The following is a 12,267-nucleotide window of genomic DNA, read 5'->3' as shown; positions in this document are numbered from 1 at the left end:
TTCGGGCACCCGCGGTGCCCGCTTTTCCGTGCCCGTCCGCCCCCGCGCAGGTCCGAGGCGGGCACCGCCCGTGCCGAACGGGCGCAAACGGGCAGGACCGGTCACGCAACAGGCCTGGTCAGCTTCGCGCACCCGCTGTACAACTTCCTGCAAGGCCTCCACGGGGCCCGAACGGGCAACCAATGCAGGAAGCAGGTGTGCGGCCATGAGCGACAGAACGGCCGAAGAGCGCCAGCGTGAGATCGTGCGGGTGGCACGCGCCACCGGCTCGGTCGACGTGACAGCGCTCGCCGCCGATCTGGGCGTGGCCAAGGAGACCGTACGGCGGGATCTGCGCGCCCTGGAGGACCACGGCCTGGTGCGCCGCACCCACGGCGGCGCCTATCCCGTGGAGAGCGCCGCCTTCGAGACCACGCTCGCCTTCCGCGCCACCAGCCATGTGGCCGAGAAGCGGCGGGTCGCGAACGCGGCGGCCGAACTGCTCGGCGACGCGGAGACGGTGTTCGTCGACGAGGGCTTCACCCCGCAGCTCATCGCCGAGGCACTGCCCCGGGACCGGGCACTCACCGTGGTCACCGCCTCCCTGCCGGTCGCGGGCGCGCTCGCCGAGACCGGCACCATGTCCGTCCTGCTGCTCGGCGGCCGGGTCCGCTCCGGCACCCTCGCCACCGTCGACCACTGGACGACGAAGATGCTCTCCGGTTTCGTCATCGACCTGGCGTTCATCGGCGCCAACGGCATCTCGCGCGAACACGGTCTGACCACGCCCGACCCGGCGGTCAGCGAGGTCAAGACACAGGCGGTGCGGGCCTCGCGCCGGGTGGTGTTCGCGGGCGTCCACAGCAAGTTCGGGGCGGTCAGCTTCTGCCGGTTCGCCGGCGTCGGCGCGCTGGAGGCGATCGTCACGAGCACGCTGCTCCCGGCGGCCGAGGCCCACCGCTACTCCCTGCTGGGCCCCCAGGTCGTCCGCGTCTGACCGGGCCGCCCGACCGCACCACGATCCACGGCACGCGGTTTCCCCGCGCGCCGGTTCACCGCACGAGTTCCCCATCCCCGCGGGCCGACCCGTCCAGGCGACGCCCGGTACCTCCCTATATGACAGTTTTCGTCAAGGAGTGATCCATGCGAACCCAGAGCCGACGGAGGCCGCCGCGAGCCACACTCGCCGCGGTCGCCGCAGGGACGCTGCTCGCCCCGCTGCTCTCCGGCTGCTGGGTCGGAGCGGGCGGGGCCGGATCAGGTGGTGATGCCGTCAATGTCCTGATGGTCAACAACCCGCAGATGGTGGAGCTGCAGAAGCTCACCGCCGCGCACTTCACCAAGGACACCGGCATCAAGGTGAACTTCACCGTGCTGCCGGAGAACGACGTCCGCGACAAGATCAGCCAGGACTTCGCCAACCAGGCCGGCCAGTACGACGTCGCCACCCTGTCCAACTACGAGATCCCGATCTACGCCCGCAACGGCTGGCTCAAGGAGATGGACCCGTACGTCGGCGGGGACCCCGGCTACGACGAGCAGGACGTCCTCAAGCCGATGCGCCAGTCCCTCACCGGGGACGACGGCAAGCTCTACGGCCAGCCCTTCTACGGCGAGTCCTCGTTCCTGATGTACCGCAAGGACCTCCTCGAGCGGGAGGGCCTGACGATGCCGGAGAACCCCACCTGGAAGGAGGTGGGCGAGATCGCCGCGAAGCTCGACGGGGCCGAGCCCGGCATGAAGGGCATCTGTCTGCGCGGTCTGCCCGGCTGGGGCGAGGTCATGGCACCGCTGACGACCGTGGTGAACACCTTCGGCGGCACCTGGTTCGACGAGGACTGGAACGCCCGCCTGGACTCCCCGGAGTGGCTCGAGGCCACGAAGTTCTACGTCGGCCTGGTCCGCGAGCACGGTGAGGCGGGTGCCGCCCAGTCCGGCTTCGCCGAGTGCCTGAACAACACCACCCAGGGCAAGACCGCCATGTGGTACGACGCCACCTCCGCGGCCGGCTCCCTGGAGTCCGCCAACTCCCCCGTCAAGGGAAAGATGGGCTACGCCCCCACCCCCGTGGAGAAGACGGAGTCGGCCGGCTGGCTCTACACCTGGGCCTGGGGCATCCAGAACGCCTCCCGGAACCCGGACAACGCGTGGAAGTTCGTCTCCTGGGCCTCCAGCAAGGAGTACGAGCAGCTGGTCGGCGACGAGATCGGCTGGTCCGACGTCCCGGCCGGCAAGCGCGCCTCCACCTACGAGAACCCCGACTACCGCGCGGAGGCCGGGGCCTTCCAGGAGATGACCAGGAAGGCCATCGAGCAGGCCCGCCCGGACGACCCGGGCGTGCAGCCGCGGCCCGCGCCCGGCATCCAGTTCGTCGGCATCCCCGAGTTCACGGACCTCGGCACCCAGGTCTCCCAGGAGATCAGCGCGGCCATCGCCGGACGCCAGTCCGTCGAATCGGCCCTGAAGAAGTCCCAGCAGCTCGCCGAAGAGATCTCCGAGGAGTACGAGGGACGATGACCGCCACGACAACGGCCCCCGTGGCCACCCCGGACATCCGCCCCGGCGGCCGCCGGCGCTCCGACCGGCTGCGCGGCTGGGCCACCAGGGCCCCGCTGCTGCCCGCCCTGATCTTCATGATCGCGGTGACCCAGCTGCCCTTCGTGGCGACGCTGGTGATCTCCTTCTTCGACTGGAACTCCCTCTACCCCGACGCCCGGGAGTTCGCCGGCTTCGCGAACTACGGCGAGGTGCTCGGCGACTCCGACCTGCGCCAGTCCGTGTGGACGACGATCCTGCTGACGGTGGCGGTCGTCCTCGCCAGCCTGGTCCTCGGACTGCTGCTGGCCCTGCTGCTCGACCGGAGGTTCCGCGGCCGGGGCATCGTCCGCACCCTGCTCATCGCCCCGTTCCTGGTGGTGCCGGTGGCGGCGGCCCTGCTGTGGAAGCACGTCCTCTACAACCCGGAGTACGGCCTGTTCAACGGCCTGCTGCAGTACGTCGGCGGCCCGCAGCCCGACTGGATCTCGGACACGCCGCTGCTCGCGGTGGAGGCGGCGCTGGTGTGGCAGTGGACGCCGTTCATGATGCTGATCCTGCTCGCCGGCCTGCAGAGCCGGGACCAGGAGCAGATCGAGGCGGCCCGGGTCGACGGGGCGAGCGACTGGCAGATCTTCCGCCATCTGACCCTGCCCCACCTGCGCCGCTACCTCGAACTGGGCGCCCTGCTCGGGTCGATCTACATCGTGCAGAACTTCGACGCGGTCTTCACGATCACGTCCGGCGGCCTGGGCACCGCCAACCTCCCGTACACCGTGTACCAGACCTTCTACCAGGCCCACGAGAACGGTCTGGCCTCGGCCGCCGGTGTCCTGGTGGTCATCGGCTCGATCATCATCGCGACCTTCGCCCTGCGCGTCGTGTCGTCCCTGTTCCGCGAGGAGGCGTCCCGCGCATGAGCACCGTCGCCGTACCCGACCGCGGCCGGAACCGCAAGGGAGCGGGGCTCGGCCTGGTGGCCTGGCTGGCCGGCATCGTCTTCTTCCTGCCCATCGCGTGGATGGCGCTGACGTCCTTCCACTCCGAGGAGGACGCGGCCACCAACCCGCCGTCCTTCACCGCCGCCCTCACCCTGGACGGCTACCGGGAGTTCTTCGGCGCGGGCGGCGGCGCGAGCCCCTGGCCGTCGCTGATCAACTCGACGGTGGCGTCCATGGCCTCCATGATCCTGGTCCTGCTGCTCGCACTCCCGGCGGCATACGCCCTGTCCATCCGCCCGGTGAAGCGGTGGACGGACGTCCTGTTCTTCTTCCTGTCCACCAAGATGCTGCCGGTCGTGGCGGGCCTGCTGCCGATCTACCTGTTCGCCAAGAACGCCGGGATGCTCGACAACATCTGGCTCCTGGTCCTGCTCTACACCTCCATGAACCTGCCGATCGCCGTGTGGATGATGCACTCGTTCCTCTCGGAGATCCCGGTCGCGGTGATCGAGGCCGCCCAGATCGACGGGGCGCGGCTGCCGACGGTGCTGGCCCGCATCATCGCCCCGATGGCGATGCCCGGCATCGCGGCGACCGCCCTGATCTGCTTCATCTTCAGCTGGAACGAACTGCTGTTCGCCCGGGTCCTGACGGGCGTGGTCGCCGAGACCGCCCCCGTCTTCCTGACCGGATTCATCACCAGCCAGGGCCTCTTCCTGGCCAAGGTGTGCGCCGCGTCGCTCGTCATCTCCCTGCCGGTGCTCGCCGCGGGGTTCGCCGCCCAGGACAAACTCGTCCAGGGCCTGTCGTTGGGAGCCGTGAAATGAAGGCCGCCGTCATCGAGTCCGTGGGCCGGGCCGTCGTCGCCGAGGTCCCGGACCCGACGCCAGGACCCCGCGAGGTCGTCGTCGAGGTCGCGGCCTGCGGGCTGTGCGGCACGGACCTGCACATCCTGCAGGGCGAGTTCGCCCCCAAGCTGCCGATCGTGCCGGGGCACGAGTTCGCCGGCGAGGTGGTCGGTGTCGGCTCCCAGGTCACCGAGGTGTCGCTCGGCGACCAGGTCGCCGTGGACCCCTCCCTGTACTGCTACGAGTGCCGCTACTGCCGGACCGGCCACAACAACCTGTGCGAGCGCTGGGCCGCGATCGGCGTCACCACGGCGGGCGGGGCCGCCCAGTACGCGGTGGCCCCGGTGGCGAACTGCGTCAAGCTGCCCGAGCACATCCGCACCCAGGACGCGGCACTGATCGAGCCGCTCTCCTGCGCGGTGCGCGGCTACGACGTCCTGCAGTCCCGGCTCGGCGCGCACGTCCTGATCTACGGCTCCGGAACGATGGGCCTGATGATGCTGGAGCTGGCCAAGCGGACCGGCGCGGCGAGCGTGGACATGGTCGACCTCAACCCGGCCCGCCTGGAGACCGCCCGGCAGCTGGGCGTCTCCGCCTCGGCGGCGAACCCGGACGAACTGGACCGCCCCCGGGGCTGGGACCTCGTCATCGACGCGACGGGCAACGCGGCGGCGATCCAGGACGGCCTGGAGCGGGTCGCCAAGGCGGGCACCTTCCTGCAGTTCGGCGTCGCCGACTACGCGACCCGCGTGACGATCGACCCGTACCGCATCTACAACCAGGAGATCACGATCACCGGGTCGATGGCGGTGCTGCACAGCTACGAGCGGGCGGCGGAGCTGTTCGCGACGGGGGTGCTGGACCCGGACGTGTTCATCAGCGACCGTCTGCCGCTGGAGCGGTATCCGGAGGCGCTGGAGCAGTTCGCGAAGGGTGTGGGGAGGAAGATCGTGGTGGTGCCGTAGGGAAGCCGGACCGGCCCTCGCCTTCGTCCCGGTCGCGCCCGCACGGGCCGGGGCGAAGGCGCGGAGTTCCTGCCAGAGACGTACCGGCAAAGCCCTCGGAAACGACAGGCCGGACAAGGTCGAGCAGGGCTTGGCCGGGTCGGACAGGGCAGGCGCGGGCGAGGGTGAAAACCCTTGGGCCGCCCCGCCCCCGCCGCCGTACCATCCGACCATGCCCCGACCTCACGGTTTCGCCTACGAGGCCCATCCCAACGGCACTGTGCGCATCACCCACCACAACCGCCCCGCCACCACCCTGAACGGCGACCGCGCCGCCCGTTTCCTCACCGAGGTCACCGCCGCCGACCCCCAGCTCGTCATGGCCCGCTGGACCGGCGACTACAAGCGCGGCAACGAACGCACCGCCCGCAACCACCCCCGGAACCGGGGCTGAGAGCCACCGGCCCATTCGGGCCGCAGGTAAGGGAACGGCAAAACGCCCCCGCTCGTTCACCCGGCATGACAGCTATGACCCCCGGCTCGAACATCCCTCTTCCCACCGCCCGTGTGACGGTGGACGTCGCCGCACCGGTGCGGCTCGACGTATCGGGCCTGCTGCTCACCGCCGACGGCAAGGTGCGCTCCGACGACGACTTCATCTTCTACAACCAGCCCGCGGGCCCCGGCGTGACCTACCGCTCCGGCGGCGGCAGCGCCCCGGACGCCATCATGATCGACACCACGGCCGTCCCGCCCGGCATCGAGAAGATCGTCGTCACCGCGAGCCCCGACGCCCAGGGCCAGACCTTCCAGGGCATCGAACCGACGGCCACCATCCGCGGCGCGGACGACAACGCGGTCCTGGCCACGTTCACTCCGCCGAGCCTCAGCGCCGAGACCGCCCTGGTGATCGTCGAGGTCTACCTGCGCAACGGCGCCTGGAAGGCCCGCGCGGTCGGCCAGGGCTACGCCAACGGCCTGGCCGGCATCGCCACCGACTTCGGCGTCACGGTCGAGGAACCGGCCGCCCCCGCCCAGCCGGCCGCCCCGGTCCAGCCGGTCGCTCCCCCTCCGCCGGCGCCGCCGGCCCCGCCGATGGCCGCCCCGCAGGCTCCGCCCGCGTCCGCCGCTCCCCCGGCACCGCCCGCCGCCGCGCCGGGCACCGGGAAGATCAACCTGGACAAGGGCCGGGTCAGCCTCCAGAAGAACCAGACCGTCTCCCTGGTGAAGGGCGGACGTCCGCTGCTCTCGCAGGTCCGGATGGGCCTCGGCTGGGAGCCGGCCTACCGGGGCAAGGACATCGACCTGGACGCCTCGGTCATCGCGTACGGCCCGCAGCGCAACCACATCGACAGTTGCTACTTCGGCAAGCTCCAGATCGTGAACGGCGCGATCAAGCACTCCGGTGACAACCTCACGGGCGAGGGCGGCGGGGACGACGAGACGATCACGGTCGACCTCGGCCGCCTCCCCCAGGAGGTCTCCGGCCTGGTCTTCACGGTCAACTCGTTCTCCGGCCAGAAGTTCACCGAGGTCGCCAAGGCGTACTGCCGCCTCCTGGACGCCGGCACCGGCGAGGAACTGGTCCGCTTCGACCTCACCTCCGCCGAGGCGCAGACGGGCGTCATGATGGCGAAGCTCATCCGCCAGTTCTCCGGCGAGTGGGAGATGACCGCCATGGGCGAGTTCGTGAAGTCCCGCACGGTCAGGGGCATGGTCAAGCCGGCCGCCAAGGCGCTGTAACAGCCGTACGGCCCGTGGCCGGGTGCGCCCCGCGTGGTGCGGGACGCACCCGGCTCGGCGGGACACGCCCCGGACGCGTCACGGCCGCGACGCGTCGCGGCCCCGCCCTCGCCCTTGCCCTCGCCCGGCTCAGAACAGCGCGCTGTACGCGTTCAGTGCCGGCTGGCCCCCCAGGTGGGCGTACAGCACGGTCGAGTCGCGGTCTATCTCGCCCCGGGACACCAGGTCGATCAGCCCGGCCATCGACTTCCCCTCATAGACGGGGTCGGTGACCATCCCCTCGGTGCGGGCGGCGAGCCGCATCGCCTCCAGCGTCGCCTCGTCGGGGATCCCGTAGGTGCCCGCGTGGTACCGCTCGTCCAGCTCCACGTCCTGGACGGTCAGGTCCTGGCGTACGCCGATGAGCCGGCCGGTGTTCCGCGCGATCCGCGCGATCTGTTCGCGGGTGCGGACGGGCGCCGCCGACGCGTCGATCCCGATCACCCGCCGGGCCCGCCCGCCCGCCTCCTCCAGCGCCCGGAACCCGGCCACCATCCCGGCCTGGGTGGACCCGGTCACCGAGCACACGATCACGGTGTCGAAGAAGACGCCCAGCTCCCGCTCCTGCTCGGCGACCTCATAGGCCCAGTTGGCGAAGCCCAGTCCGCCGAGCGGGTGGTCGGAGGCGCCGGCCGGGACGGCGTACGGCTTGCCGCCCGTCTCCTCGACCTCCCTCAGCGCCTGCTCCCAGCTCTCCTTGAAGCCGATCCCGAACCCGGCCCGCACCAGGCGCACGTCGGCGCCGGCGAGCCGGCTGATCAGGATGTTGCCGACCTTGTCGTACACGGCGTCCGGCCACTCCACCCAGCTCTCCTGCACCAGCACGCACTTGAGCCCGGCGCGGGCGGCGACGGCGGCGACCTGGCGGGTGTGGTTGGACTGCACCCCGCCGATGGAGACGAGGGTGTCGCAGCCCTGGGCGAGGGCGTCGGCGACCAGGTACTCCAGTTTGCGGGTCTTGTTCCCGCCGTAGGCCACACCGGAGTTGCAGTCCTCGCGCTTGGCCCACAGGGCGGCGCCGCCGAGGTGCGCGGTGAGCCGCTCCAGCGGATGCACGGGCGAGGGACCGAAGAGCAGAGGGTATCGCTCGTGGGCAGAGAGGGACATGGGTGATCCTTCCGTCAGGGGGCCTCGGGAACGTCGGCGAGCTCTTCCAGGCCCCGCCAGATCTCCGCCGTGACCCGGACCGCCTCGTCCGGGTCTTTGGCCGCGCAGGCCTCGATCAGCCGGTCGTGCAGTCCGCCGGAACGGCAGGCGCCGCCCTCGCCGAAGCGCTGCCGCTCCAGCCGGCGGATGAGCGGGGTGTGGCGGGCGGCGGTCGCGGCGGCGGCACGGTTGCCGCTCACCCGGACGAGGACGTCGTGCAGTTCGTCGTCGGCGCGCAGCGCGCCGTCCACGTCCCCGGCCCGTACGGCGGCGGTGAACCGTTCGTTCGCGGCGCGCATCAGCTCCACGTCGGGTTCCCGCAGCCGCGGTACGGCGACACGGGTGACCAGTTCGTGCATGGCGCCGACGACGGCCGCCGCGTCGCGTACGTCGCGGGCGATCAGCGGGGTCACCCGCGTGTAGCTCTGCGGTTTGCTCTCCAGCAGCCCTTCGTCCACCAGCCGCGCGAACGCCTCGCGCACCGGCGCCCGGGACAGCCCGAGCCGCTCGGCGATCTCGGCGTCCCGCACCACCGCGCCGGGTTCGATCTCCCCCGCCACGATGGCGTCCCGGATCACCGCGTGGGCGCGGTCCCTGAGCAGGGTGCGCGGTATGGGTCGCATGGTCTCCACAACTGAAATGTTAGATGTCGGAGACCGTGCGAACAAGCCCGCGGTCCCCCTCACCGTGAGGGGGACCGCGGGCAGCGGGTTCAGCGGCGCTTCTGGCGCTTCCAGGGGCCGGTGACGGCGAGCATGATGCCCGGTTCCTGGATGTTGGCGTACAGGGTCTTCCCGTCGGGCGAGAAGGTGACGCCGGTGAACTCGCTGAACTCCGGCTCCTGTTCGGTGCCGATGTTCAGTTCGTTGCGGGCGATGGGGTAGGTGCGTCCGCTGTCGGTGGCGCCGAACAGGTGCTGCGCGCCCTCGCCGTCCTCGGCGATGACCAGTCCGCCGTACGGGGAGACGGTGATGTTGTCCGGACCGTCGAAGGCACCGTCCCCGGCCGGGTTCCGGTGGGCGCCGAGCAGGACCTTCAGGGTCAGGGTGCGGCGCCGGGGGTCGTAGAACCAGACCTGGCCGTCGTGCTGTACGGGGCTTTCCTCACGGGCGTACGAGGAGACGAAGTACGCCCCGCCGTCGCCCCACCACATGCCCTCCAGCTTGCGGGCCCGGGTGATCCCGCCGGCCTCGAACTGCTCGCGCACGGAGACGGTCCGCGCGTCGCGGTCGGGCACGTCCACCCAGTCGACGCCGTACACCGTGCCGGTCCGGGACGCGCGGGAGAGGTCGTCGACGAACCGGCCGCCGGAGTCGAAGCACTTGGGCGCCTGGAGGACGCCCGCGTCGTCGGCGAGGGCGCGGAACCTGCCGGGGCCGTGGCGGAAGTCCGCCGGCGGGGTCCAGCGGAAGAACAGGCCGTTGGGCTCGTCGGCGTCCTCGGTGAGGTAGGCGTGGCCGCGCTTGGGGTCGATGACGACGGCCTCGTGGTCGTACCGGCCGAAGAACTTCAGGGGCCTGGGGTCGCGGTTGGCGCGACGGTCGGCGGGGTCGACCTCGAAGACGTAGCCGTGGTCCCTGGTCATGCCGTTCTCGCCGGCCCGGTCGGAGTTCTCCTCGCAGGTGAGCCAGGTGCCCCAGGGGGTGCTGCCGCCCGCGCAGTTGTTGGCGGTGCCGGCGATGCCGACCCACTCGGCGACGCTGCCGTCGGGGCGCACTTCGACAATCGTGCAGCCGCCGGGCGCGCCCGGGTCGTAGACGAGGCCCTCGGCGAGCGGGACCGGGTGCTCCGCCTCGTCGCGCGGGCCGTCGATCTCGTGGTTGTTGACCAGCAGGGTGGTGCCGCGGGGGCCGTCGAAGGCGGCGGTGCCGTCGTGGTTCGAGGGGGTGTGCTCGCCGGACTCCAGCCGGGTCCTGCCGGTGTACGTGAGGATGCGGTAGGTGAAGCCGGCCGGCAGGGCGAGGATGCCGTCCGGGTCCGGGAGCAGGGGGCCGTAGCCGACCGCGGGGTGGGGCCGCCGGGCGGCCTCCCGCTCCTCATCGGCGCTCTCGGCGTCGTGGGACGCGAGGGCGCCCGGTGCGGAGGCGAGGGCGCCCACACTGCCCACCAGTGCGACACCGGCGCCGGCGACCGCGGATGTCCTGGCGAAGTCCCTGCGGGTGAGCGACATGGAGCCTCCTGTGGCGGTGGGGTGCCGTGAGGGGTGGCGGGTCGGGTCCCGTTCACCGTCACGGTTCCGTCCGTGCCTGAACACCGGTTGAACTCCGCGGGGCGCCCCGGCCGCCGCTTCGGTGAACCACGCGCGGTCGCCCGCCCCGCTCACCGGCCGAAAGCGGTGTGCCCCGCTCCGCTACCGGCGCGAGGCACTCGTCATCCGCTCAGACCCCCTGCCGCGCGTCAGCTCCCGCGCTGCGAGCGCGCCTTGAAGGCGGCCTTGCGTGCGGCCTTGGCGACCGCCTTGTCCGGGTGCAGCCGCCCCATCGCCTCCAGCACGTCCGCCGTGGCCGGGTGCTCCACCCGCCAGGCGGTGGCGAAGAAGCCGCTGTGCTGGCGGGCCAGGCCCTCCACCAGGGCCTGCAACTCCTCGGAGTGGCCCTCGGCCGCGAGCTGTGCGGCCACCGTGTCGATGGTCAGCCAGAAGATCATGGCCTCGGAGGGCGGCGGTACGTCCGTCGCCCCGTGCTCGGTCAGCCACACCCGGGCCAGCCCGCCGAGTTCCGCGTCGTCGAGCACCTCGCGCAGGGCGGGCTCGGCCGAGACGCCGACCAGCGCCAGCGCCTGCTGGCACTGCAGCCGCCGCAGCGGCGCGTTCTCGTCGGTGCCGCGCGCGGCGGCGAGCAGCTCCCGGGCCGCGTCGAGGGGTTCGCGGCGGGCGAGCCACTGTTCGGTCTCCGCGTGGGCCGCCGCCGGCGGGAAGGCGGGGGTGCGGTCGAGCAGCGCGTCGGCGCCCTTGTCCGTGAGGTCCCCGACCGCCGGGGCGTCGAATCCCGCTTCCAGCAGGCGGGCGCGCAGCCCGTACAGGCCGAGCGGGGTCAGCCGCACCACGCCGTAGCGGGTGACGTCGGTGTCGTCCTGGGGCGGGGCGGGCTCCTCGTCGCCCTCGGCCAGCAGTGCCTCGTCGACCGGCTGGTACTCCACGAGTCCGGCCGGCTCCAGCAGGCGGAACTGGTCGTCCAGCCGCATCATCGCGTCGGACACCTCCTGGAGCACGTCGTTGGTGGGCTCCGGCATGTCGTCGGGGACGATCACGGAGGCGGCCAGCGCGGGCAGCGGCACCGGCGGGCCGGCGGGTCCCGCCTCGCCGACGGTCAGCAGATACAGGTTGCCGAGGACCCCGTCGAGGAACTCCGCCTCGGCCTCGGGGTCCCAGTCGACCGAGGAGAGGTCGAGTTCGCCGGATCCGTCCCCGGCGACGAGGGCGTCGACGAGCCCGTCCAGGTCGGGCACGCTCGCGTCGGCGAGCACCGCCTCCAGGGCGGCGAGCCACACGGTGAGGACGTCCTGCGGCGAGCCGCCGGTGAGCAGTGCGAGGCCGGCGCCCGCGGTGACGGTGCCCTCCTCCTCGTCGACGACGTCGACGAGCCCGGCGTCCACGGCGACGCGCCATGCGGCACTGGCGTCGGCGGTGGCGTCCTCGCCGCTCAGCCCGAGCGCCTCGGCCGCCGCGGGCAGCTGCTCGTCGACGAGCCCGCCGCCGGCGTCGACCCGCGTTCCGGGCCCTGCCCAGCGGGCGAGCCGGGCGGCCCGGGACAACAGGGGCGTGGACAGTGCTTCGCGCGCCAGCTCCGCTTCGGGGTGCAGCCGCGCCGGCGGCATGGAGCTGTCTGACATCGGCTGTTTCTCCTAGGGTCTGTCCGGCGGATCACGTCGGAGGCAACTGGCGGCATCTGTCCAGCTGGGCCGGAGACGACTCGGCCACTCAGCCTAGACGGATTTCCGCCCAAGCCGCCCGCTCCCCCTCCGCCCCACTCCCCACGCATGGCCGAAACCTTGACAAGTGGCCCGGCCAGGCTGGAGATTGACGCGCGTAGAAATCGGCGGACAGTTGTTCACCGGAGCCGGAAGCCGGCCACGGACGCCATCCGTGGAGGC

11 protein-coding genes are annotated in these 12,267 nt (G+C 71.9%); 7 read left to right on the top strand and 4 right to left on the bottom strand.

Annotated elements, in window-relative coordinates:
* Positions 1-205: 205 nt before the first annotated feature.
* The 7 genes from ACIF80_RS08675 to ACIF80_RS08645 all read left to right on the top strand — a co-directional run bounded on the left by ACIF80_RS08675 (position 206) and on the right by ACIF80_RS08645 (position 6,990).
* Entirely contained in the window at positions 206-976 is a 771-nt protein-coding gene (locus ACIF80_RS08675; protein WP_399801075.1) for a DeoR/GlpR family DNA-binding transcription regulator, read from the top strand.
* Positions 977-1,122: 146 nt separating this feature from the next.
* Positions 1,123-2,496, top strand: a complete 1,374-nt coding sequence (locus ACIF80_RS08670; RefSeq protein WP_399801073.1) for an ABC transporter substrate-binding protein — start codon at positions 1,123-1,125, stop codon at positions 2,494-2,496.
* On the top strand, positions 2,493-3,434 hold the full coding sequence (locus tag ACIF80_RS08665) for a carbohydrate ABC transporter permease (RefSeq protein ID WP_399801071.1): 942 nt from the start codon (positions 2,493-2,495) through the stop codon (positions 3,432-3,434). The genes ACIF80_RS08670 and ACIF80_RS08665 overlap by 4 nt, the downstream gene beginning before the upstream one ends.
* Positions 3,431-4,282 carry a carbohydrate ABC transporter permease gene (locus ACIF80_RS08660; RefSeq protein ID WP_399801068.1) on the top strand — a complete coding sequence of 284 codons (852 nt, stop codon included), beginning with the start codon at positions 3,431-3,433 and terminating at the stop codon, positions 4,280-4,282. The genes ACIF80_RS08665 and ACIF80_RS08660 overlap by 4 nt, the downstream gene beginning before the upstream one ends.
* The gene (locus ACIF80_RS08655; protein ID WP_399801066.1) at positions 4,279-5,268 is read left to right on the top strand and encodes a zinc-dependent alcohol dehydrogenase family protein; all 990 of its coding nucleotides are present in this window, start codon (positions 4,279-4,281) and stop codon (positions 5,266-5,268) included. Before ACIF80_RS08660 ends, ACIF80_RS08655 begins: the two co-directional genes overlap by 4 nt.
* 211 nt (positions 5,269-5,479) lie before the next feature.
* Positions 5,480-5,701 (top strand): hypothetical protein, encoded by a 222-nt coding sequence (locus tag ACIF80_RS08650; RefSeq protein ID WP_399801063.1) that lies wholly within the window; start codon positions 5,480-5,482, stop codon positions 5,699-5,701.
* 74 nt (positions 5,702-5,775) lie between these two features.
* Positions 5,776-6,990 (top strand): TerD family protein, encoded by a 1,215-nt coding sequence (locus ACIF80_RS08645; RefSeq protein ID WP_399801272.1) that lies wholly within the window; start codon positions 5,776-5,778, stop codon positions 6,988-6,990.
* 129 nt (positions 6,991-7,119) lie between these two features.
* Here the strand turns inward: ACIF80_RS08645 and ACIF80_RS08640 are convergent, their stop codons facing one another.
* The 4 genes from ACIF80_RS08640 to ACIF80_RS08625 form a co-directional block, all read right to left on the bottom strand.
* Positions 7,120-8,136, bottom strand: coding sequence for a 1-aminocyclopropane-1-carboxylate deaminase (locus tag ACIF80_RS08640; protein ID WP_399801060.1), 1,017 nt, complete (start codon positions 8,134-8,136; stop codon positions 7,120-7,122).
* A 14-nt stretch (positions 8,137-8,150) separates the two neighbouring features.
* Positions 8,151-8,807: a GntR family transcriptional regulator gene (locus ACIF80_RS08635; RefSeq protein WP_399801057.1), complete on the bottom strand. Its 657-nt coding sequence runs from the start codon at positions 8,805-8,807 to the stop codon at positions 8,151-8,153.
* 80 nt (positions 8,808-8,887) lie between these two features.
* Positions 8,888-10,345, bottom strand: a complete 1,458-nt coding sequence (locus ACIF80_RS08630; RefSeq protein WP_399801055.1) for an alkaline phosphatase PhoX — start codon at positions 10,343-10,345, stop codon at positions 8,888-8,890.
* 227 nt (positions 10,346-10,572) lie between these two features.
* A complete protein-coding gene (locus ACIF80_RS08625; RefSeq protein ID WP_399801052.1) occupies positions 10,573-12,006 on the bottom strand; it encodes a hypothetical protein in 1,434 nt (477 codons plus the stop codon).
* Positions 12,007-12,267: the final 261 nt, after the last annotated feature.

The organism is Streptomyces sp. NPDC085927 (genome assembly GCF_044540975.1).
Classification (GTDB): Bacteria; Actinomycetota; Actinomycetes; order Streptomycetales; family Streptomycetaceae; genus Streptomyces; species Streptomyces hirsutus.
This window is presented reverse-complemented; position numbering and strand designations above follow the sequence as displayed.